Source organism: Paenibacillus sp. FSL P2-0322 (assembly GCF_037975315.1).
In the GTDB taxonomy this organism is placed as follows: Bacteria; Bacillota; Bacilli; order Paenibacillales; family Paenibacillaceae; genus Paenibacillus; species Paenibacillus polymyxa_B.
Window position 1 is genome coordinate 4,830,608 of sequence record NZ_CP150243.1, and the last position, 21,737, is coordinate 4,852,344.

Genomic DNA, 21,737 nt, shown 5'->3' on the forward strand with positions numbered 1-21,737 from the left:
TTTATCCCATCCTCTTCACGTTTCAAAGGAGCAACAAGACTTACATATATGACGCAAGGCTTCTGCAAACAGGGTGTTTTTACCCCAACATTAATTAGGGAGAGTGAGTATGAATTGAAAAAAGTATGGGTTTCACTTCTAGGAGGAGCTATGTTATTAGGATCTATAGCACCGGGGGCCTCCGCAGCTGAAAATTCTGTTCCCGATCCGACTCAGTTTACGCCAACATTCCAAACGGTGAACTGGAAGTCCCCTTCAACGGTAACAGGCGACAATCTGGTCTGGAGCTTTTTAAATCGACAACAAAAAACATTATTGAGTCTGGACAATACCCACATCGGTTCCCATGTGCGCGAGCAATTTCGTATCGTGGATCGTACCAGTGACAAATTTGGTACAAAGCATTATCGGTTAAAACAATACGTAGACGGAATTCCCGTATTTGGAGCCGAACAGACCATCCATGTAAACAAGTCTGGTCAAATCACCTCTTATTTGGGAGCGGTCATTTCAGAAGATCAACAAGCCGATGCTAAAGAAAATACAACTCCAAAAATCAGTGCTACTGAGGCTGTATATACCGCATATGAAGATGCAGCTATACGGGTTCAATCTCTCTCTTCCTCCGTCCAAATCGTTCCTGAACCTTACGAGGATACAAGTAGTGTAAGTAAAGACACTTACGAAAAAGCATCTAACAATGAATTATCAATCTCTCTTGATAAGGACTCCTTGGATTTGGATAAAGCAGCTGAACTGGAGGACAGTAAATCGGAAGCGGTAGAGCCTGCATCCTCTATCCCCAAAATTGCCAATCTGGAACCAAGCGTGGACCCTAAAGCAGAACTGTATATCTATCCCGATGGAGACTCAACACGTCTAGTCTATGTAACCGAAGTTAATACTTTACAACCCACTCTGCTGCGCACACGTTACTTTATTGACGCTAATGATGGAAAAATCGTATTCAAGTATGACATCCTTAACGAAGTGATCGGCACAGGGCGCGGTGTATTCGGTGATACCAAAACATTTGAAACAACAGCTTCGGGCAAGAAGTATCAACTAAAGGATAGGACTCGTGGTAAAGGAATCCTAACTTATAACGTCCACAACACCGAGACGCTCCCCGGCACCCTGTATACAGATTCAGATAACGTATGGGAAGATCCGGCTGCGGTGGATGCCCACGCTTACGCTATCCGCACTTACGATTATTACAAGGATAGATTTGGACGCGACAGCATTGACGGGCATGGCATGGCCATCGCTTCGGCAGTCCATTACGGCGCAAAGAACTACAATAATGCCCACTGGGGCGGCACTCATATGCTTTACGGAGACGGAGACGGCACGTTATTTGCCCCTTTCAGCAGCGACCTTGAAATTGTTGCCCATGAGCTGACACACGGTGTGACCGAGCATTCATCAGGGCTCGTGTATTTCGCTGAATCTGGTGCATTAAGTGAAGCCATCTCAGATATTATAGGCAACGACATTGAGCGTACCAATTGGGACTTCGGCAAAGTCGCTTATACCCCTAATATTAAGGGCGACGCCATTCGCTCCCTTTCCGATCCTGTCAAATACGGTCAAGTCGATCACTACAGCAATCTCTATCCTGATCCTAACAACGAGGATTATGGTGGAGCCCATATTAATAGTGGCATTATTAATAAAGCCTACTATCTACTGGCACAAGGAGGCACCTTCCATGGTGTCAAGGTAGATGGAATCGGACGTGATGCAGCCGTATATATTTATTATAATGCCTTCACCAATTATCTGACTTCCACGTCTAACTTCTCCACCGCGCGTGCCGCTGTTATCCAAGCGGCCAAAGATAGTTATGGTGAAAATTCAATAGCCGTAACCTCTGCTATTAAGTCTTTTGACGCTGTAGGTGTGAGATAAGTAATAAATACAAACTTCCCCGATATTACAAGTTTTCCCCCTTCCCTCTTATGTATACGGCGTCCCACTGTGGGACGCCTTTTTCTAGTATGAAGTTGATTATTGGCAACTTATATTCCTGGCTTCTTATTATTGCCCCATCGCAATCCAAAGGACCAACCCTTCACATATCGGACCTGAGTGTATGCGTTCCACAGTAAGTACTGCTGAATACCTCTGACGTTGTGTGACGGATACCAGCACTCCCGGTATACTCGCACTGGCAGTGATTACATATTGTGTATCTATAAAAGGCTTCTCAAATACAACGCTCACTTCGCCCCTATCCGCTCGTGCGGGGAGATGAAAAGAAATGCTCCCATATTGAGATGAAGCTATATGATCGTCAGAAGCCTCGTCACTGGTCGCTGATTCGTCGTGAATGGCATTCAAGTCTAATTCTTTCTCCGTATCGAAAGCTGGATCGATATCTTGCTCAGGCAAGACCACGCGTTGCTTTGGGCGGTGTCTTCCTTCCGCAATGTGAATACTGGTTATGGAACAATCCAGTAATGAATCTTGCTCTGCCTGATCTTCCGTCGTAATAGACGGTTTATCGTTATCCATCCTGCCTTCCGTATCTGACTCAGGCACAGACAACAGCAGTACAGATGCTCGATTCATCTGCATCGCTTCCTCTAGCGTTTTGGGAAGCTTATGCTTCTTCCATGCCGCTTCCTCTATAGCTTGAACCGAGGTATCCTTCTCTACGGGGGCAGGGACCGTTGCCGTCCCGCGCTGGCTCAGTCTATGACTGCCGGAGGTCGAAGCCGCTTTCTCCTTGTTAACACGGGGTGAGGGAACTGCATTGGAAAGGTTACGCCGCGCTGTTCTTTTATCCTTAGGGCTATGGTTCGTACGATGGTTCATGATGATCGCTCCTTTGGCACAGGAGTGAACCAGCGGTCGCCCCGCTTCATTCACCCGGCTGGAAATCATGGCTAATGCCTATAAGATAGCCTATGCGCGTAACAGCGCCTACGTCACTCCGTTGCGCAGTCCGTTATGATTTGTGCCCAGCGTTGTGCTGAGTGCTGCCATAAAAATCGTCTTCGTACCTCGTCAAGCCCGGCTTCTCCCATCCGTCGTCGCAAGCCAGGTTGCTGGAGTAGCCTGATGATGGCATCGGCCATTTCCTGCTCACCGTGAGACGGATACACAAGCCAGCCTGTCTCGCCGTGTTGTACAACCTCCGGAATACCGCCGATTCGTGAAGCGACCACAGGCACTCCTGCCGCCATGGCTTCCAGATTGACCAGCCCGAAGGCCTCATCCTTCACTGAAGGAACAACGGTCACATCAGCTAGCTGATATAGCGAGGCCAATGCTGGATGTGGAACATAGTCGAGGAATTGCACATGCTTCCCCAACCTTAGTTTATGCATCTGCCGATGCAACGACGCCGTGTACGGCGTGAGGCGGTCATGCCCGTAATAGGCACTACCTGCAATGAGCAGCAGTATGTCCGGGCAGGCGCGGACGACATGCCGCAGGGCCTTGAGCAGTCGGTGAACGCCCTTTCCTGGCATCAGTCTGCCCGCGAATAACACGATTTGACGGCCTGACCAGCCGAAATCGTCCAATCGCGCCGATCTGGCCGCTTCTGCTGCAGGAGTCCACCTTGGTAGGAAATCACCGGGATAGATACCCAGCTTGTTTATGACGATGCGTTCCCTGACCGCGTCGGGACAGTCAGAAGCTACGATTGCCCCCAAATACGCACTGTTCACGATAATGCGATCCATCGATGCCAGCAGCCTACCCATCTCCTCCCGTTTGAGGTGGGGCTCCCGGATGAACGTGGTCGAATGCAAAGTCAGCACAACCCGACTATCGGGTAAAGCCTCGCGAATTGCATACGCAACTGCCGGACGGTTGTGTACATCTACTACCGCTGGTAACCATCTCTTTAAATCAGCAATCACCTCAGAAATATAACCTGCTCCCCGCTTATAACGCATGCAGGGAATTCCGTCGACATCGCCATGATCAGGTGCCTCTGCTCCCTTTATGCCATAGATCTGCGCTTGGAGCTCATGACTAGCCAGCGGTACCATGTGGGCAATTACCCGCTCCACAGAACTGCTGCGGGGCGAAGGTATAACAAAGGAGCCCGGTGTAACGACTGCTACCTTCGGCCTCTGCATCACCTCACCTACTTTCTGACCCTATTCCAACACTCTTCAACAATCATCTTGTATCATATCGTCCGCCTCCCTGAAAGGTGCCTCGCTTCTAACTTTGGGCTTACCGCAAGGCTAGCGTCCATGCCTGGCCGATCTTTGATACATATGATGGACTAGAATCACAGTATGATCAGTTGGAGTGACTACAAGGAGGGCGGACATACTCATGTTGCATGTCGGCGTCATGCTCAACCCGGCAACCTACCGGGGCATTCCCGCCATGAGGACGCGATATGAATCTATCGCCAATTACGAGGACGCCGGGTTAAGCTACGAGCTCATCCCCTGCTTTCTTCGTCTGGAGGATATTCATATAGCGACCGGAACATGCCGGGCTTTTGTTAAACACGGCAACGAGTATCGGCAGATGACTCTTCCGTTGCCGCCGGTCATCCACAATCGGACTCTCTATCGGCAAAATGAAAATGCTAGCGATATCAACAAGCTTGTACAAAAGGGATTCTATATTTTTAATGAACAAAACCGTTTCCACAAAGACCATATACATGCAATTCTGCAAGAAGACCCTTTGCTACGCATCCACCTCCCCAAAACATTGCAAGGCAACCTTTCCTCCATCCATACCTTGATGGAGGAAACCGGAGATGTTGTAATTAAACCCAGTAGCGGTAGCGTAGGTAGAGGAATTATGCGTCTGCGGCATTCCCGCGGAGGCTGGACTTTGCAATGTGCTCATCCGGCTATACCTGAGCGTTGGTCCACACTACGTTTGAATGTTGGGGAACTCCCATTATTTCTACACAAACGACTGCTGCATGTGCCTCATATCGTACAGGAAACCATACCGCTTGCTTTGAACAATAATCGTCCGTTTGATGTCCGTGTGTCAGTTCAGCGCGGATATGGCGGTATCTGGGGTGTGACAGGCATGTATGCTAAAATTGCTCCTTCCCACACCTTCGTTTCCAATGTTGCACAGGGCGGTACGGCCCGTTCCCTACTGGAGGTATTATCACAAACCGAGACGGTTCAGACTTCGAACGCAGTCCGGCTGATGAATGAATTGGAGCGACTCTCGTTACAAATCGTGCACCGACTGGCACAAACCCTTCCCCGTCTCGCCGACGTCGGTCTGGATCTGGGAATTACCCATGAGGGCAAGATTGTTTTTATCGAATGCAACGGTCGTGATCAGCGCTATGGCTTCAGCCAGGCGGGCATGCACAATGTCTGGAAAGAAACATACACTCAGCCGATGGCTTACGCTCGTTGGCTTCTCGAACGGATGCCTTCGTCAGACACCGAACGTTCACCAGGCCGTCCACTGTATTGATTTACGTCACATTCTGTGTCAATATAGTTCAGAGCGGCCGGACAGGTTCCGGCCAAGACGGCTCGGAAATGAACAAGGGGGATCTGTAATGGCAAAACAGTGGCTGCGGCTCATGACGGAGCTATCATCGCGCAAGTGGGTGTGCCGGATTGTAGGCTCCTTCGCGCAAAGCGGTGCAAGCCGACTTTTTATCCCCACCTTTATACGTACGTACCAGATCCAGACGCATGAGGCGGAACAGGAATGGAAGGAATACCGTTCCCTAAACGCCTATTTTACACGCAAATTAAAAGCGGGCATGCGCCCGATTGATACGAACGCCGAGGTGATGACCAGTCCGGTGGATGCACGGATTACTTTCACTGGCCCAATTACGTCCGGCACTCTTTTGGATGTCAAAGGGCAGGACTATACGCTGGAAGAGCTTCTTAACCGCTCTCCGCGTCTTGAAAAATACACACACGGCTATGCTTTTGTACTCTATCTCAGCCCGACGGATTATCATCGCATTCATGCACCAGTATCCGGTACGCTGGTAGAAAAAGAACATCTGCGCGGCAAGGTATACCCAGTGAATGACTTCGGCTTGCAACATATGCGAGCAGTTCTTAGCCGCAATGAACGACAGATTACGTACATTGCCCATGAATATGGTGAGGTGGCGGTCGTCAAGGTTGGCGCAATGAATGTGAGTAGCATCAAATATACGGATGATAAAGCCGTCTCATGGACAAAAGGAGACGATCTCGCCTATTTCGAATTTGGATCAACTGTCGTTTTGCTAACTGAAAACGGCACGTTTGATCCAGACCCCGCATTGAAGCCGGGGGATGCGGTGAAAATGGGACAACGTCTGGGTTGCTTTCGACATGATCCCAAAGCATAAGTGAATTTACCGTAACCGTATTATAGCTACACATATGAGCATCGGGATCGGATGATGCTAAATTGCTCATAAAAAAAGGACCCGGCGTAACTGCTCGGGTCCTTTTTGGAATTTATCCTTTATATTCGTTATTCGTTAATCCCATTACGCCTAAATCCGAAACAGCTTGTCCACTGTCCATAGCATTACCGGATCTCAGACGGACTTTTCCCCGTATACTGCTTGAATTGGCGGCTGAAAAAAAAGATGTCACGATACCCCAGAGCCTCTGCCACCTCGGTCACATTCATTCCGGCATGTAGTAATAGATGCTGTGCACGCTCAATCCGCATGCTGATAATATGAGATTGCGCGGACACACCCAGCAGCTCCTTGAATTTAATCGAAAAATAACGCGGTGACAGCCCCGCCCGTGCAGCCAAATCCTCGACGCGATGAGGAAGTCCCGGATGCTGACGCACATAGTTGGCCGTTTCCCGAATGACCTCGGTGAGCTGGTTACTGGCCTGTTGCTCCTGAGGCTCCTTGCGGTCCGCACGCAGCAGATGAATCATCAGTTGTTTCAGGATTAGCTTGCCTTCCTCGTCAGCTCCGTAAGCACGCTCCAGACGTAGTCGAACGTATCTGGCAAGCATATGCTCTACCTCGAACGTTTCCTCCAGCATACGGTAGCTTGCAGGGATAAGCTTTGGCTGTTCGATAAGATCAAAATGAATATAGGTAAGTATGAGCGGCTTTTGCGGGTTATGTGTGGCACGGGTATCATCCCCCGGCTTGAACAGGAAGCAACTCCCCTTGCTTACCGGATACGACGTCCCGTTTAAGATCACTGTTCCTTCTCCGCTCCATACATAAAATAAATCATAGTTTGGCATCGGCTTCTCGCGTACCTGCCACTTCCAGCCCGGCTCGCACACAATTTTGGCGAAAGCCGACAACAGGATAAACGATGACGCAGATGTATCCAGCAAAATCTGCACCTCCTCTTGTTCATCTTTGGTTGTCCTTTATCCCGTTAATTTATAATATAAGCTCAGCGCCGTCATTAAGCAAAAAAATGCGCTTTTATGTTCCAGATGCTTTTGCGTGACGCTTACCGTGTGTAATGCTATAATATGTAATCAAAATGACTTGGAAGGATGAAACGGGAATGAATCCACTGGCAGCGCAGTTAAACCAAAACATTCAGACAGGCAACGAGCATGTATATCAAATGCTTTCTCTTTTAGGGAAAGAAATTTATTTCCCAAAAGAAGGGATTTTGAGTCAATCCGCAGAAGCAGGGAAGCTTGCTAAAAAGTACAACGCCACGATTGGCATTGCTACTGAAGGCAATGGTCCTATGCATTTGGAGGTCATTCAGGAGAAGTTGTCCGCTTACAATCCCAAGGATTTATACCCTTACGCTCCCCCTGCGGGCAAACCTGAACTTCGTAGTGTATGGCGTGACAAAATGCTGAAGGAAAACCCTTCATTGGCTGGGAAAAATTACGGCCTTCCCGTAGTTACGAACGCGCTGACCCACGGTTTGAGCATCGTTGCCGACCTGTTCACGGATGAAGGGGACGCTGTCATTTATCCAGACAAAAACTGGGAAAACTATGAGCTGACTTTCGGTATTCGCCGTCATGGACGTTTGGTGAATTTCCCGTTGTTCACAGAGGATCAACGTTTTAATAGTGAAGGATTACGCGACGCGCTACTGGCACAGAAAGAATACGGCAAAGCGATCGTTGTGCTGAACTTCCCGAATAACCCAACAGGCTACACACCGGGAGTGGAAGAGGGTAAAGCAATTGTTGCTGCCATCCAGGAAGCCGCGGAAGCGGGCATCAATGTCGTAGTTGTGACGGATGACGCTTATTTTGGTCTGTTCTTCGAGGACTCCCTGCATGAATCACTATTCGGTCAGTTAGCTGGACTTCATCCGAGAATTCTACCAGTCAAAATTGACGGAGCTACCAAGGAAGAATTCGTTTGGGGCTTCCGTGTCGGATTTATTACCTTTGCTTCGGAACATCAGGATGTACTGAGCGCACTGGAACAAAAAACATTAGGGATTATTCGGGCAACGATTTCGAGCGGTCCTCACCCATCTCAAACCTTCGTCCTGGATGCCCTCAAGTCAACGGACTTTGAACAACAGAAGAAAGAAAAGTTCCAGATTATGAAGGGGCGGGCTAATAAAGTCAAAGCGTTGCTCGATAGTGGAAAATACGGAGATGTATGGAGCTACTATCCTTTCAATTCGGGTTATTTTATGTGCCTCAAGCTGAACGGCTTGTCCGCTGAACGACTGCGCACACATTTGCTGGAACAATATGGGGTAGGGACGATTGCGCTGGGTGAATATGATCTCCGAATCGCATTCTCATGTATCGAGGAAGAGTATCTGGAAGACCTGTATGACATTGTTTACCGTGGCGCACAAGATTTGTTGAACGCCTAATATGTAACAGATTAAATATAGCATCATTAGCGGTATGCCGGATGTTGCGGCATACCGCTTTTTAATGGGCTGAACCATTGTAAGTCACACTTCGCAACAAACTATCCTTCAGCAGCGAGCAAAGATTTCTGTGCGAGTGGCAGCAGGATGACTACCTCGGTTCCGACTCCGGGCTCACTCTCATAGTGTATACTTCCGTTCATAGCTTCAATGATTCGAAAGGAGACGACCGTTCCCAGTCCCGTTCCTACCTCTTTGGTTGAAAAAAACAAAGTCCCCACTCGCTCCAGATGCTCCTGACTCATGCCTTTTCCGGTATCCCTAATATGCAGACATGCCTTCTCTTCCTGAATCGCCAGCTTTATGTATACCCTGCCCCCATCATCCGCAGCTTCGATCGCATTTTTCGTCACATGTATTAACGCCTGTAACAGCTGATTACGATCCATATGTACGTATATTTCATTCCTTAGCTCAGTATACAGTCTTACTCCTTGCTTGGTCGCCATCGGTTTCAAAAGCAAAACAATCTGTTGAACCATGCCAGACAGATCCATCAGCTCTGTGTTCCCAATCTGCGGTCTGGATAAGTTCAGATAGTCGCTAATAATTCTTTCAGCCCGATCGACCTCTGCTAGTGCCAAAGCAATATATCTGCGATTTTTCCCTTCTAGCCCTGACTGAACCATTTGCAGGAACCCTTTAACCACGGTCAACGGATTCCTTACTTCATGAGCCATAGAGGCAGCCAGTTCACCTAACGTATTCAGATGCTCAGCATATTTAATCTTTCTTCTCATTTCTTCCCGTTCCAAACTAAACTCCATCCAGAAAGAGGAGGCTCCAATGCTTAGGAATTGAATCACACCGAACCAGAGTATTGCCCGGATCAGCTCGACCTCATCCTTATCCAGCCTGCCATTGGCCCAGGAATGTATTAACAAAAATATAAGCATGGCAATATTGGTCCATATACTCATTAGCATATTCATGCCCACCCGAAGCAACATACTATTGAGCTGCATAAACTTTTTTCTTACCAAGAGAGGGCCCAAATAACACAACATCATGCTGGGAAAGCTCACCACCATAGACTCAGGATCTATATACATACGAGCCATCACTATCAGCGTTATATTCAGAAGCCCTGCCTTAGGACCAAAATATAAAACAGAGAGGATCAAAGGAACATATCGGAGATCCCAATATAATCCATACCAAATGTACGAAAACATAAGGCAAAGCACAGAAGACACACCCAACACCCCTCCCATAAGCAACGGGGTATGTTTCCTATGCCGATGATCTGACAAAGCGCTATATACTAATAACGGTACAAACACAAGAAATATGTTCACGAGCAGCTTATCTACCAGCATCTCGTCTTTCCCACTTTCCAAGTGATAATGACTACGTACTTCTTCTATTCTCGATAATACGTGCCTTTTCCTCTATCCTCCCCTACATCTGATGAAAAATATAAGGCGATTCGGCAACACACCTGAGCATTGGCCCACGCAATCTGAAAATCCACTTCATAAGATACGATGTATCCTTTATCACAATGACCGAGAGGAGAATGAGCATGGGAGCAGAAGAAACAAGAGGCGGTTACGGTGGTTACGGCGCATTTACAAGCACAGGAACAATTCTGGTACTGTTCATTTTATTAGTTATCATCAGCAAAACGATCTTCATATAAGCAGACGATTATCTGCACCCACAGCTACGATAGCAGTGAGCATACAAAAAAAGGCTAATTCGCAGACAGCTCTTGCTGCTTGCGAATTAGCCTTTACTTTATTCACATAGATACACATTACACTTCTTCTTCATCCTGACCGTCCAAACGCCATTTTTTGGCTTGAGCGCCTCGTAACAGGAACACTACTGCAACTCCCCCAAGCAGCGTGAGCAGTGTAGACAGTAGATCTTCCTTTCCTTTTGCCAGAAAAGGAAGCCACAGAACCACAGCAGCCGGCAACGTCAACCGAACAACAAAGTCGAGAAAAGACGCACGACGACTATGCGCAGGAATCGGATATAACTGAAGCCATAACGAATCCTTGTGATACTGCCTTAGTGAAGTGACCTGTACACCAATGAGGAATATGAAAAATAAATATACTGCAATCCCAATCCAGCTAGCATGGGTGATATATATAATTAACAACCCCAGAATTCCAAGCCGAATGACAATACCTGCTGGCTCTGTACGCAGGAACGTCTTAAACAGCAGGTAACGATACGCTCCCCTTCTGTTCCAAGGTATGTTACCTCCCAACCAGGACAGCCAACGACGTGGCGTCACTCTCTGCGTAAGGGCGGGCACATCGACAAACCAGCCCAAAGTGCGCATCACCCGAGCAGCCTGCATACCCTCTGTACGAATCAGCTTTTCCCAAGCCACTAGCAGCTTGACCGGAAAGCGCAGAACAAGCACGTACACCACACCGACCAATATGATAAATGGCACGCTGTGTAGTGGAGGCTGCCATAGCCATGCGGCTACCATCAGCACAGCCAACACCCACCGAAGCAGACGATAGCCTACACTCCCGCCAATCGATACCATGCGAAGCTCTTGCCAGCCGCCGTAGCTGAATAGCAGCTTTAACAGCACGAACAGTAGCAGGGTCAGTAGCAGCGGCTTAGGCGCGGTATCACTGCGAATATACAGCGGCCACACGATAATAGACAGCAATAGCAAACCGAATATTTTATACACCACACCCCGAATCCGGCTGGCCTTAAAATAATCGTGCATCGCGTGCTCCTGTGGACGGAGGAAAACAATATCCGCCGCGTTTAAATACGTACGAAAGCTCGCATGAGCAATCGGAATAGCCACAATAAGCATGATCCAGCGGATGGGCAAATCCGGTGGAGTATGCATCAGCAGCGACGTGTACCATGCGGCAAAGGCAATCAGTGCAAAGCCGAAGACCACCGCCAGACCGCTCTGAATGACATAGCCCAGATAGGGCAGCACCTGTCCCCAGAACGCTACACGTCTTTCTTTATGCAAACGTTGCAAATCCATGCTCATTCCCTGCCCTGTACCAGCTCATAAAATGCATCTTCCAGCGGCATGCCCGGCTTACCCGCCTGTGCTGTCACTTCGTCCAGCGTACCCTGTGCAATGATGGCACCCTGATGAAGTACAATGAAACGATCGCAATAATTTTCAATCGTGGACAAAATATGAGAACTGAGCAGAATGGACGAACCCGAACGCTTCATCTCTAACATAAAGTCAAGCAGGGAACGAATACCAAGCGGGTCCAAACCCAAAAAAGGCTCATCTATGACATACAACGGCGGTCCCGCTAAAAATGCGCACATAATCATCACTTTCTGGCGCATCCCTTTAGACAGATGCATCGACATACTTCCACTTTTATCCCGCATACGGAACAAGTCCAGCATTTGATCACTGCGTGTGCGGAAATCTGCTTCGCTAACTCCGTACGCTCTGGCCGTGAATTCCATATGCTCCATCACCGTCATTTCAGGATACAGCTCTGGAGATTCAGGTACAAAAGCAATGGCTCCCTGATACTCCTCGGGATTTTCATCCTGCTTATGACCCTGCACACGAATTTCTCCGGCCTGCGGTGTCATCAGGCCCAAAATATGCTTCATGGTCGTACTTTTCCCGGCCCCGTTCAGACCGATCAATCCTACCATTTCGCCCGGTTTCACATCCAGCGAAATCTGATGCAGCACCGGGCGCTTGGCGCTATATCCGCCGGTCAGTCCGTTAATTTGCAACACAGGCTGTTGTTCCATGGCTCCCCCTCTTCTCCCTTACTCGTTCGGTTTTGATCCTTTTTCCTTCAGCCATCTTGGTGCACCCTTGTTTTTGCGATCACGCTCACGCTGTGCTTTTCCTGCTTTGGACAAGGCTGCTCCTTTGCTCTTGCCTGGAGCTGAACCGTTCGCGGAATTCCTGCCAGGACGTCCGTTTTCGGTACGAACAGGTGCCTTACGGTTTTCCGTCTGTGCTCCGTCAGATATGGATCTGGCCTCGGATGGTCTTACAGATGCACGCTTAGCATCCGCCGGACGCGGCACAACTACTCGACCTCCATGCAACGCACGCTCTGCGATGTCAATGCCCAGTTCACGGGAGAACTTACGCATGATGAACGTTTCACGGTCGGTAACAACCGACGCCACCAATCCTTTGCGTCCCATCCGTCCTGTCCGTCCTGCACGGTGAACATAAGCTTGACTATCCGTAGCCGGGTCAAAATGAATGACCATTTCAAGGCCCTCAATATCCAGACCACGGGCTGCCACATCCGAAGCGACCAGCACTTTGAGCTTGTCCTCGCGGAATCGGGCCAACACGTTGCTACGCGTGACTTTATCCGCATCTCCATACAAGGATGCCGTAGTCAGCCCCATATGCTTGAGCTTGGCTTCAATCTCCCCGATGGCATTGGTTGTATTCACGAACACCAGCGCTTTTCTTGGATTAAAATGACGCACCAGACGGCGCAGCATATCCACTTTATCCCGTTCTTCAGATACAAAGTAATAGTGTTCCAGTCCACTGGCCGTCTTCTGGTCGGGATCAATCCCAATTTCTACATATTCACGCATCTCTCGTTTCGCCAGCGACTGAATCTCATCGTTCAGCGTTGCGGACAGGAATACCAATTGACGATCACGTTGGGCGGTGCCCAATATGTTTGTTACATCGCCTGCTCCGCCGAGCTGGAACATCTGATCCACCTCATCAATAACAATGGCTGTAATATTGTGCATTTTCAACTTTTTCGAAGCGATGAGTTCCCGTACACGTCCTGGTGTGCCCACGACAAGCTGTGGATGATCCTTGAGCTTTTCGATTTGACGTTTGATAGCCGCCCCACCAATCAGACCGAGTACACGGATTCCGCGATGCTCTCCGTAGCGCTGACCCTCACGTACAATTTGCATGGCCAGTTCCTGGCTTGGAGCTAGTATCAGCTTTTGCGTAGCCTTTTTCTGTGGATCAATCGCTTGCAACAGCGGCAACAAATAAGCCAGTGTCTTGCCTGTGCCAGTTTGTGAACGCGCCAAAACATGCTTTCCCTTCATTATTTCCGGTATAGCCTCTGCCTGAACTGGCGAAGGCTGTGTAATTTCATGCTCAGTCAGTTTGTCCAACAGATCTTGTTCAACGCCGAGCGATTCAAAATTCAATGTCATGAAAAGGTCCAACCCCTATACGTAAATTCGTTACTCTCCATTATATGCGAAAATAGCCCTGTTACCAAATCACAAAAATAAAAGATGTCCCTCACCATAGCTAATGGCTTACGGGACATCTTTTATTTCTTATTCATCACGCCATGACCCAGCCTATCGGTTAGTCTGGGAGCTAACTGATACAGCTTGAGAAAAGGAGATACCCACCGTGGCAGATTAACCTCCTCTTTGCCAAGCTCCATCGCTCTTACGATATGCCGTGCTACCTTATCAGGTTGTAGCATAAACCAGCTTACATTTCGAACATATCCTCCTGAAGGATCTGCCAGCTCAAAAAACGGTGTGTCGATCGGCCCCGGGTTAATCGTCGTTACAGTCACTCCACTCCCGCGCAGCTCTTGCCTGAGCGCATTGCTGAAACCCAGCAATGCATGCTTCGTCGCCGTGTAAGAAGACGATTTGGCTGTCCCGATTTTCCCAGCCATTGATGCTACATTGACAATCTGTCCATGGCCCCGCTCTGTCATTTGCGGCAGAAACGCCTTGATGCAGCGAACAACACCCATGTAGTTCACGTCCATCATTTGTTCAAACTCCGTCAGGTCGGTTTCATTAAAATACTCAAACTTTCCGTAGCCCGCATTGTTAAGCAATATATCGACCCGTCCGTACTGTTCCAATACTCGTGCAGCAACAGCCTCTACCTGCTCCTGGCGGGTGACGTCCAGTTGGATAAGCTCATGCCTACCGCTGATTCCCGCAGATACTTGCTTCAGTCGCTCCTGCGAGCGTGCTGTTAAAATAGGAATCGCGCCCTTTTCGCTTAACAACTGAGCGCAAAGGGCTCCAATTCCACTAGATGCACCTGTAATCACAACTATCTTGTCCTGTAGTATACTCACGGTCATCCCTCCACATTAAGGAAACTTGCTCCTTTAATATTAAGAGATCATCACCTGAATATCCAGCTCGCCGATTCCTTCCACCGTGAGCGGAATATAAAGGGCACGCTGAGGCACAAAAGTGGTCAAGTTTTCTGATTTCATGACCTGCGGAGGCGTAATATCCACGACAATTCCCTGATTGGACAAAATCGTACTGGCATTACCACTAATCATATTGCCCAATTCTGAAATTGCGCTTTTTCCCATCTCATCAATTTCAGTCAACACAAATCCGCCCATCATCGCTGATACCATACGTAGCGCCACCTGTTCATTCAGGCCGAACACAATATTTCCGCTAAGCTGTCCGGTCATCCCGATCATAATCCAGATGTGGTCGTCCACCAGCTCGACATTTTTCACACCAAGATTTCCGGGTGAAGGAGATACTTGGATCAATTGTTCAATGACCCGTCGCGCCGACTCCAAAAAAGGATTTATCACTTCTGCCTTCACGATCAAAGCGCCCCTTTACGATGGGCTTTTAGACATACAACAAAAGTCCCATTTAAATTAGAATTTTTTAATTAAATATTACTGTAAAACGCATCGATCCTCAACAAAATGCTCTCTCTATCACTTATCGACAGCTGCCCGGTAATTTTTTATAGCTAAACCACAAAAAATGTGAATAATGTCCTATATCTTTGCTTCTTACCGATTTTAGACTGATTATTTTTGAAGGATATCAGGACTTTAGTCTTTATTTCCCAATATACCACACTTTAAGGTGCTCTGCTTCGATTCATTGCCCTTCCTGCTCGAATAACCTATAATTTAATGAAATAAAGCATAACGACGGTTTTACATATGAACCTATGGATTGGCTAAAAATATTCATTCTATACAGCTGCGACAAGATTAAGAAAAGAGAGGAGGAACTTCATGAACATCAGTCAACTTGAAACACTTATCATGATTTCCAAAACAATGAGCTTCCGCAAAGCCGGAGAACTTCTCAATTTGACGCAGCCGGCGGTGTCCGCCCAAATTAAAAGTCTAGAGGATGAGTTCAAAACCATTCTGATTGACCGCAACCAGCCCGTCACCCTGACCGACCGGGGAGCTGTTTTTTTGGAACACGCCGAGCGCATATTGGAGGTTGTTGAGGAATTAAGACAAAAATTGTACGATCTAAACGAAACACCGCAGGGTCACATTGCGCTGGGTACCACAACATCCATCGCTATTCAAATTTTACCGCGCGTGCTTTCCTACTTTCAGGATCAGTTCCCTCTCATCAAAACCTCCATTCAATCCATGGCTTCCTCAATGATTTATCAGCAGGTGGAGAACGGACTTATTGATGTTGGCATCGGCTATCTGATCGAACGTAATCCCAATTTAAGCACTTCGGTTCTGTATTACGATTCCTTCGAGCTAGTCGTGTCTCCTACTCATCCGCTGGCCTCACAACCACATGCTACCATTGAAGCCCTTCGGGAAATTCCGCTTATTCTGCTCTCTCCCGATACGGTGGGACGAAAATTCGTGGACGATGTATTTAAAAAGCACCAAATCGTACCTCATGTCGTGATCGAGTTGTCCAGCAGTGAGGAAGTCAAACGGATGGTCGAAATTAATCTCGGTGCTGCCATTATTTCCAGACTGTCGGTCACTTCGGAACTGCGTGCAGGCACATTAAAAATGATCCATATTCCCGAGCTGGAAGTTAGTCATCCGGTAGGAGTGATTTATAAATCCGGCCGATATCTAAACTCAGCCATGCAGCAATTTTTAAGTGATCTGAAGGGGATGCCGGAGACGAATTTTACCAGTTCTGAATAACGTAATTCGCTATGAACAACATACGCAATATAAACTTGGTTACGAAAGGAAGACAGGCTATGAAATTTGATCTGCACACCCATCATTTCCGCTGCGGTCATGCAGACGGCAACATTCGGGATTATATTGAAGCAGGTATTCAATCTGGCTTACAAGCTATTGGCATTTCGGATCATTCCCCCTTTCTATGTAGCGAACAGGATCAGGCTTTTCCTAAAATTTATATGGCTAAGTCACAGCTTGCTGAATACGTAGAAGAGGTACAACAGCTCAAAAAGGAATACGAAGGCCGTATTGACGTGCTGCTCGGATTGGAAACGGATTATTTTCCTGATTTCGCAGAATTATATCGTTCCACTCTGGCTCCTTATCCATTTGATTACCTCATTGGGTCGATTCACAATGTCGAAGGGGACAGCATTTTTAACCGTAACCGTTGGAACAAATTAAGCGACGCTCGTAAAATCGAGGTCAAACAAGCCTACTATGCGCTCATTCAGGAATCTGCGCGAAGCGGCATGTTTCAGATTTTAGGTCATATTGACGCAATGAAGGGGAACTTCCCTGCCTTTTCAGACATTCCTGCCGATACAGCCATTGATGAAACCTTGCGGGTAATTGCGGAATCCAATGTGGCGATTGAAATTAACACTTCGGGTAAAACCAAGCTGAGTGGCGGATGGTACCCGTCTGCTTCTATTTTAGAAAGAGCGCACCATTTTGGTGTGGAGGTCACTTTTGGTTCGGATGCCCATAAGCCTTCGCGGGTAGGCGATGATTGGGAAGAAGTAAAGGCAATGCTGAAGGATATCGGCTTCCGGGAATGGGTCTATTTTAAAGAAAAACGTAAAATTCCTGTGGCGCTTTAAAATTTAAGGTGGGAATTGCCGCTCCGCAAATCATTTGATCTTACGAACGCTGCTGCAATGGGATTGTTGGGGATTGTAATTTATAAGGTGATAATCCCATTGCAAAGGCGAATGCTTAGCAAGATTATGACATCTATGTGTGAGGAGAATTACATATGCACTTGGAAGATCCTATGGACAAGATCAAAAAGCTAAAGCATGACATCACGCGGTTTATGCTAATCTATAAATTTGCGCTCGACGAAATGGAAACCAAGATTGAAATATTAAAGCAGGAATTTCAAGCATTGCACGATTACAGCCCTATTGAGCATACCAAATCACGCCTTAAATCTCCTGAGAGCATCATGAACAAAATGCTTCGTAAAAATAGCGAGTTATCCCTGGATGCTGTCAAAAATCATATTAAGGATATCGCCGGCTTACGTATTACTTGCTCTTTTATTTCTGACATTTATGATGTCAGTAACATGCTTCAGAGACAGAGTGACTTGAAGGTGCTGGAAATTAAGGATTACATCAAGAACCCCAAGCCGAACGGTTACCAGAGCCTGCATTTGCTGGTTCAAGTTCCTGTATTCATGTCGGATTGTGAAGAGCTAGTCTGCGTAGAGGTGCAAATTCGAACCATTGCGATGGATTTCTGGGCCAGCCTGGAGCATAAAATCTTTTATAAGTACAACCAGTCTGTGCCCGAAAGTCTGACACGTGAATTAAAGAACGCAGCAGATTCCGCTAATGCGCTAGATCTCCAAATGGAGCGTCTACATCGTGAGATCAAGGAAATTAAAGACGCTAGAGGTGAAGAGGACTCCATAGAGGAGCTTCGGAAGATTATGATTAATAATCAGCAAATTACGGTGCCAGCCAATTTCTTGAAGCTTCTAGGAGAGTAAGATTAGGCGGTGCTCCACCGCTATGCGAATGATTTGATCTTATGATCAACGGATTGCATGCTTGTTCAAAAATGAAAGAATAGAATCATTGATTAAGATCGGCTTCTCTCTAAGCATGTGCGGTCGATGACTACAACCCAGAGCAATTAGATAACGTGAGTCTTGGACCCATGAGCATAATTCCAGAAGCTGCTCTTCGGTGGCAAAATCATCATGTTCACCCGCGATAAATAATGCAGGGCACGTAATGCTGCTTAGCTCGTTACGTGTCAATTGCGGATATTGGCGCCAATCCTGTGCGCTCTGTCGCATAAACTCTTGCCAATTCCCCTGATGTGCCTCCTCATGCCGTTCCATCATTTGATGGATCATTTCATAACGTTCGTTTTTGATGAGCCACTCCGGTTCAAATTCATCTGCCCCCACAGGACATGCGACTCCACTACAGCCTATGATCCTCCTCTTTTTACTTAATTGTTAGATGAACTATGTAAATAAACTAAGTATATGATAGATTGCAAAATGGTTCGGCACTAAGAGCACTTCATCAAAGTATGTTAAGCTCTTTTCATTCGCTCTGTATCCTTTACAGTCATTATTTCGTCTACCTTAATATCTGAGGATTTTGCAAAAAAAACAATAAGCGACTGGAATCGAATTTTGCAAAATCCTGATCTATGAAAACCATTCCGAAGGAGTGATAAAGTATGAGAAAGGTACTTGTATTGGGAGGAACGCGCTTTTTTGGCAAGAGACTGGTGGAACGTCTGCTGGAGAGTTCCGAGAACTCGGTTACCATCCTCACACGAGGCCAAACAAACGATTCGTTTGGTGACCGCGTTCAGCGGATCTGTGCAGACCGTACCGACCGGCAAGCGCTCGCTGAAGCGGTAGGTGAGCAAGTGTGGGATGTTGTTTATGATAATATTTGCTTTTCTCCAGATGAAGCCAGCGAAGCCTGCCGCATTTTTGATGCTAAAGCCAAGAGGTATATTGTGACCTCCAGCCTATCCGTCTATGATTCGAGCCCGGAAGTGCTGACAGAGAGCATCTTTGATCCTCAAACTTACCCGGTTCGCAAGGGCGGGAAAGACGATTTTACATATCAGGAGGCTAAACGGCAGGCAGAAGCAGTTTTTATGCAACAAGCTACATTCCCTGTAGTCGCTGTTCGTTTTCCGATTGTATTGGGAACAGATGATTATACGAAAAGGCTTCATTTTCATATCGAACATGTTCGTGAAGGAACAGAAATCGGAATACCTAATTCCACAGCACAAATCTCATTTATTCGTTCCGATGAAGCCGCAGATTTTCTGCTTTGGCTCGGTCACACTCCTTTAACAGGGCCTGTAAATGCTTGCTCCGACGGTACAGTGAGGATTGGGGAGATCATTTCGATCATTGAGCAGACAACGGGAAAACAAGCTGTGGTGAAAGAAAAAACAGCAGACGAGCACATGTCTCCATTCGGTATTACACAATCGTGGTACATGGATACGTCCAAAGCTCAGTCAGAGGGGTACTCATTTCTCTCCCTAAATGAATGGCTTCCAGAGCTGATAACCAGCCTGAACCGTTCCTAAAATCATAAAAAAAGAGGACCCGAAGCTTCGGGTCCCAGCAATATATATATTATTCAAAGGGGGTCATGTTTATGTTGTACCCACTCTATGTTAAAGTAACTTTGCAGTTATGTTTCATCTTTGTAACAAAATGAAATGCAAATGAGTCCAGCCAAGGCAAGAATTCCACTCACTGCCACAGAAATAGAGAATGCTCTGATATAATCTGACAGATTAGCTTCTGAAAGTGTGTGATTGAGCGAGGAAGAGAACAAGATACCGATCAAAGCGACACCCAACGAATTAGCCAAGTACATAAAGGTCGTAAACAAGCCTGAACCCGTTCCTGCCTCTTCAGCCGATACAGCCCCAAGGACAACATGGGCCAGTGGCGTTGTGGCCATCCCGAGACCCAGACCATATACACCTAGTATCGTGATATTTTGAATATGACATAAATGGATTGCATCTAGATGTAACGATCCAATGAGCAGAAAGCTACAAATCCCCATGATTAGCATACCTGATTTCAACACCTTGCTCCCCCACTTCTTTACTAGCCTGGACGACCATAATGAGGTGAGGAAAAAGCCAACACCAAGCGGCAAAAAGACCATGCTTGTGGATCGAACACTGTATTTCAAACCGGATTGTACATAATAATTTAAAATAAAGAAGAACGAAAACATACTAAGATAGATGACAATTACCGTCAATATCCCTGCGCCGAATGAACTCTTTCTAAATATAGATAGACGAATAAAAGGCGAGCCTTCCCTCTTTTCTTTTCCCATTTGCGTAACTATAAAAGCAACCAAAACCAGAATGGACAACAGCAGACACCCCCATGTCCATAAAGCCCAGCCCTGCTTTTGCCCGGTTGTCAACGGATAGACAAACAGCATTAAACCAAGAAGCAACAGAAAAGCCCCACCCCAATCCATATTCGGCACGGATCTGCCATAGGATTCCGTAATAATAGGACAAAAGAGTAACACTAACAGCCCAAAGGGGACATTAAAAAAGAAAATGATGCGCCAGCCCAGGCCGAAAAGGTTCCAGTCTACCAAAAATCCACCCAGAATTAAACCAAGTGTAAATCCAACCCCAATGATAGCTCCGTAAATTGCAAATACCAGTCCCTTCTCTTTGGGAAGAAAGCTGCTTTGCATGATAGATAGAATCTGGGGTTGAATCATGGCAGCTGATATCCCTTGAAGCACACGAATCATAATGATTAACGTAGGCTGCGATACGATCCCCCCTAACAGAGCCATCAATGTAAACCCCAACACCCCGATACATAACATGCGTCTTCTACCATACATATCTCCAAGTTTGCCGCCCAATATCAAGGCCACAGCCAATCCCAGAGAATATCCCGTAAATATGAGCTGTGCCTCTGAAAAACTGGCATGCAGGTCCGCCTGCATCATCGGAAGGGCAACCTGCATCATATAGTTGTTCAGTGAAATTAATAAAGTAGGAAGTAAAATAAGAGCTAATGCGTACCAGCGACGCGAATCTACCTGCTGTACTGCTTGAGGATTAGTCATGGCTATGGCAAAACGATCTTTCATTGTAGTTCCTCCAACCTATAATGGGCATCTTTAATCTTTTCATTTCTCATCTCAACTGATAACCATTATCATCTATAATGCAAGGAGGTCTCTACCTGCAAAGGTATTTTCTATCCCTATAGAAG

General features: G+C 47.0%; 20 protein-coding genes. 9 read left to right on the plus strand and 11 right to left on the minus strand.

All coding sequences use genetic code 11. The features are described from left to right. Positions 1-114 precede the first annotated feature (114 nt). The gene (locus MKY24_RS21355; RefSeq protein WP_076264953.1) at positions 115-1,914 is read left to right on the plus strand and encodes a M4 family metallopeptidase; all 1,800 of its coding nucleotides are present in this window, start codon (positions 115-117) and stop codon (positions 1,912-1,914) included. A gap of 129 nt (positions 1,915-2,043) precedes the next feature. Here the strand turns inward: MKY24_RS21355 and MKY24_RS21360 are convergent, their stop codons facing one another. Further along, positions 2,044-2,823, minus strand: a complete 780-nt coding sequence (locus MKY24_RS21360; protein WP_068941811.1) for a WIAG-tail domain — start codon at positions 2,821-2,823, stop codon at positions 2,044-2,046. A 113-nt stretch (positions 2,824-2,936) separates the two neighbouring features. Beyond that, a complete protein-coding gene (locus MKY24_RS21365) occupies positions 2,937-4,100 on the minus strand; it encodes a glycosyltransferase family 4 protein (protein ID WP_023990120.1) in 1,164 nt (387 codons plus the stop codon). Between the two features lie 205 nt (positions 4,101-4,305). Here MKY24_RS21365 and MKY24_RS21370 point away from each other — a divergent pair, with 205 nt between their 5' ends. Both MKY24_RS21370 and asd read left to right on the plus strand, forming a co-directional pair. Continuing rightward, positions 4,306-5,433 (plus strand): YheC/YheD family protein, encoded by a 1,128-nt coding sequence (locus tag MKY24_RS21370; RefSeq protein WP_023990121.1) that lies wholly within the window; start codon positions 4,306-4,308, stop codon positions 5,431-5,433. 88 nt (positions 5,434-5,521) lie between these two features. After that, on the plus strand, positions 5,522-6,319 hold the full coding sequence (asd, locus tag MKY24_RS21375; RefSeq protein ID WP_028541464.1) for an archaetidylserine decarboxylase: 798 nt from the start codon (positions 5,522-5,524) through the stop codon (positions 6,317-6,319). A gap of 185 nt (positions 6,320-6,504) precedes the next feature. On the opposite strand, the gene MKY24_RS21380 is transcribed toward asd, so the two are convergent. Beyond that, complete coding sequence (locus tag MKY24_RS21380; protein WP_023990123.1) at positions 6,505-7,290, minus strand: AraC family transcriptional regulator; 786 nt, start codon at positions 7,288-7,290, stop codon at positions 6,505-6,507. A gap of 179 nt (positions 7,291-7,469) precedes the next feature. Here MKY24_RS21380 and MKY24_RS21385 point away from each other — a divergent pair, with 179 nt between their 5' ends. Then, positions 7,470-8,768: an aminotransferase class I/II-fold pyridoxal phosphate-dependent enzyme gene (locus tag MKY24_RS21385; protein ID WP_068941813.1), complete on the plus strand. Its 1,299-nt coding sequence runs from the start codon at positions 7,470-7,472 to the stop codon at positions 8,766-8,768. A 101-nt stretch (positions 8,769-8,869) separates the two neighbouring features. Here the strand turns inward: MKY24_RS21385 and MKY24_RS21390 are convergent, their stop codons facing one another. After that, positions 8,870-10,147, minus strand: a complete 1,278-nt coding sequence (locus tag MKY24_RS21390; protein ID WP_028541463.1) for a HAMP domain-containing sensor histidine kinase — start codon at positions 10,145-10,147, stop codon at positions 8,870-8,872. 206 nt (positions 10,148-10,353) lie between these two features. Between MKY24_RS21390 and MKY24_RS21395 the strand changes: the two genes are divergently transcribed. Then, positions 10,354-10,470 (plus strand): hypothetical protein, encoded by a 117-nt coding sequence (locus MKY24_RS21395; RefSeq protein WP_023990126.1) that lies wholly within the window; start codon positions 10,354-10,356, stop codon positions 10,468-10,470. A gap of 117 nt (positions 10,471-10,587) precedes the next feature. Here the strand turns inward: MKY24_RS21395 and MKY24_RS21400 are convergent, their stop codons facing one another. From MKY24_RS21400 to MKY24_RS21420, 5 genes are all read right to left on the minus strand, one after another. Then, on the minus strand, positions 10,588-11,811 hold the full coding sequence (locus MKY24_RS21400; RefSeq protein ID WP_028541462.1) for an ABC transporter permease: 1,224 nt from the start codon (positions 11,809-11,811) through the stop codon (positions 10,588-10,590). Positions 11,812-11,813: 2 nt separating this feature from the next. After that, the gene (locus MKY24_RS21405) at positions 11,814-12,560 is read right to left on the minus strand and encodes an ABC transporter ATP-binding protein (RefSeq protein WP_013311782.1); all 747 of its coding nucleotides are present in this window, start codon (positions 12,558-12,560) and stop codon (positions 11,814-11,816) included. Positions 12,561-12,578: 18 nt separating this feature from the next. Next, positions 12,579-13,970, minus strand: a complete 1,392-nt coding sequence (locus tag MKY24_RS21410) for a DEAD/DEAH box helicase (RefSeq protein WP_028541461.1) — start codon at positions 13,968-13,970, stop codon at positions 12,579-12,581. A 122-nt stretch (positions 13,971-14,092) separates the two neighbouring features. Then, a complete protein-coding gene (locus tag MKY24_RS21415; protein WP_028541460.1) occupies positions 14,093-14,872 on the minus strand; it encodes an SDR family oxidoreductase in 780 nt (259 codons plus the stop codon). 39 nt (positions 14,873-14,911) lie between these two features. Then, complete coding sequence (locus tag MKY24_RS21420) at positions 14,912-15,370, minus strand: chemotaxis protein CheX (protein WP_023990131.1); 459 nt, start codon at positions 15,368-15,370, stop codon at positions 14,912-14,914. A gap of 429 nt (positions 15,371-15,799) precedes the next feature. Here MKY24_RS21420 and MKY24_RS21425 point away from each other — a divergent pair, with 429 nt between their 5' ends. From MKY24_RS21425 to MKY24_RS21435, 3 genes are all read left to right on the plus strand, one after another. After that, positions 15,800-16,702 (plus strand): LysR family transcriptional regulator, encoded by a 903-nt coding sequence (locus MKY24_RS21425; protein WP_023990132.1) that lies wholly within the window; start codon positions 15,800-15,802, stop codon positions 16,700-16,702. 59 nt (positions 16,703-16,761) lie between these two features. Continuing rightward, on the plus strand, positions 16,762-17,571 hold the full coding sequence (locus MKY24_RS21430) for a histidinol-phosphatase (protein ID WP_028541459.1): 810 nt from the start codon (positions 16,762-16,764) through the stop codon (positions 17,569-17,571). A gap of 155 nt (positions 17,572-17,726) precedes the next feature. Beyond that, a complete protein-coding gene (locus MKY24_RS21435) occupies positions 17,727-18,467 on the plus strand; it encodes a GTP pyrophosphokinase family protein (protein ID WP_023990134.1) in 741 nt (246 codons plus the stop codon). A 45-nt stretch (positions 18,468-18,512) separates the two neighbouring features. Here the strand turns inward: MKY24_RS21435 and MKY24_RS21440 are convergent, their stop codons facing one another. Continuing rightward, positions 18,513-18,893, minus strand: a complete 381-nt coding sequence (locus MKY24_RS21440; RefSeq protein WP_339200821.1) for an alpha/beta hydrolase — start codon at positions 18,891-18,893, stop codon at positions 18,513-18,515. A gap of 281 nt (positions 18,894-19,174) precedes the next feature. Here MKY24_RS21440 and MKY24_RS21445 point away from each other — a divergent pair, with 281 nt between their 5' ends. Continuing rightward, entirely contained in the window at positions 19,175-20,053 is an 879-nt protein-coding gene (locus MKY24_RS21445; protein ID WP_339200822.1) for an NAD-dependent epimerase/dehydratase family protein, read from the plus strand. 107 nt (positions 20,054-20,160) lie between these two features. Here the strand turns inward: MKY24_RS21445 and MKY24_RS21450 are convergent, their stop codons facing one another. Continuing rightward, entirely contained in the window at positions 20,161-21,612 is a 1,452-nt protein-coding gene (locus tag MKY24_RS21450) for an MFS transporter (RefSeq protein WP_339200823.1), read from the minus strand. Between the last annotated feature and the right edge of the window lie 125 nt (positions 21,613-21,737).

Excerpts from the sequence above, each read along its gene's own strand:
- MKY24_RS21360 (WP_068941811.1), bottom strand. The coding sequence starts at position 2,823 with ATGAACCATCGTACGAACCATAGCCCTAAGGATAAAAGAACAGCGCGG.
- MKY24_RS21365 (WP_023990120.1), bottom strand. The coding sequence starts at position 4,100 with ATGCAGAGGCCGAAGGTAGCAGTCGTTACACCGGGCTCCTTTGTTATA.
- MKY24_RS21370 (WP_023990121.1), top strand. The coding sequence starts at position 4,306 with ATGTTGCATGTCGGCGTCATGCTCAACCCGGCAACCTACCGGGGCATT.
- asd (WP_028541464.1), top strand. The coding sequence starts at position 5,522 with ATGGCAAAACAGTGGCTGCGGCTCATGACGGAGCTATCATCGCGCAAG.
- MKY24_RS21385 (WP_068941813.1), top strand. The coding sequence starts at position 7,470 with ATGAATCCACTGGCAGCGCAGTTAAACCAAAACATTCAGACAGGCAAC.
- MKY24_RS21390 (WP_028541463.1), bottom strand. The coding sequence starts at position 10,147 with ATGCTGGTAGATAAGCTGCTCGTGAACATATTTCTTGTGTTTGTACCG.
- MKY24_RS21395 (WP_023990126.1), top strand. The coding sequence starts at position 10,354 with ATGGGAGCAGAAGAAACAAGAGGCGGTTACGGTGGTTACGGCGCATTT.
- MKY24_RS21400 (WP_028541462.1), bottom strand. The coding sequence starts at position 11,811 with ATGGATTTGCAACGTTTGCATAAAGAAAGACGTGTAGCGTTCTGGGGA.
- MKY24_RS21405 (WP_013311782.1), bottom strand. The coding sequence starts at position 12,560 with ATGGAACAACAGCCTGTGTTGCAAATTAACGGACTGACCGGCGGATAT.
- MKY24_RS21410 (WP_028541461.1), bottom strand. The coding sequence starts at position 13,970 with ATGACATTGAATTTTGAATCGCTCGGCGTTGAACAAGATCTGTTGGAC.
- MKY24_RS21425 (WP_023990132.1), top strand. The coding sequence starts at position 15,800 with ATGAACATCAGTCAACTTGAAACACTTATCATGATTTCCAAAACAATG.
- MKY24_RS21430 (WP_028541459.1), top strand. The coding sequence starts at position 16,762 with ATGAAATTTGATCTGCACACCCATCATTTCCGCTGCGGTCATGCAGAC.
- MKY24_RS21435 (WP_023990134.1), top strand. The coding sequence starts at position 17,727 with ATGCACTTGGAAGATCCTATGGACAAGATCAAAAAGCTAAAGCATGAC.
- MKY24_RS21445 (WP_339200822.1), top strand. The coding sequence starts at position 19,175 with ATGAGAAAGGTACTTGTATTGGGAGGAACGCGCTTTTTTGGCAAGAGA.
- MKY24_RS21450 (WP_339200823.1), bottom strand. The coding sequence starts at position 21,612 with ATGAAAGATCGTTTTGCCATAGCCATGACTAATCCTCAAGCAGTACAG.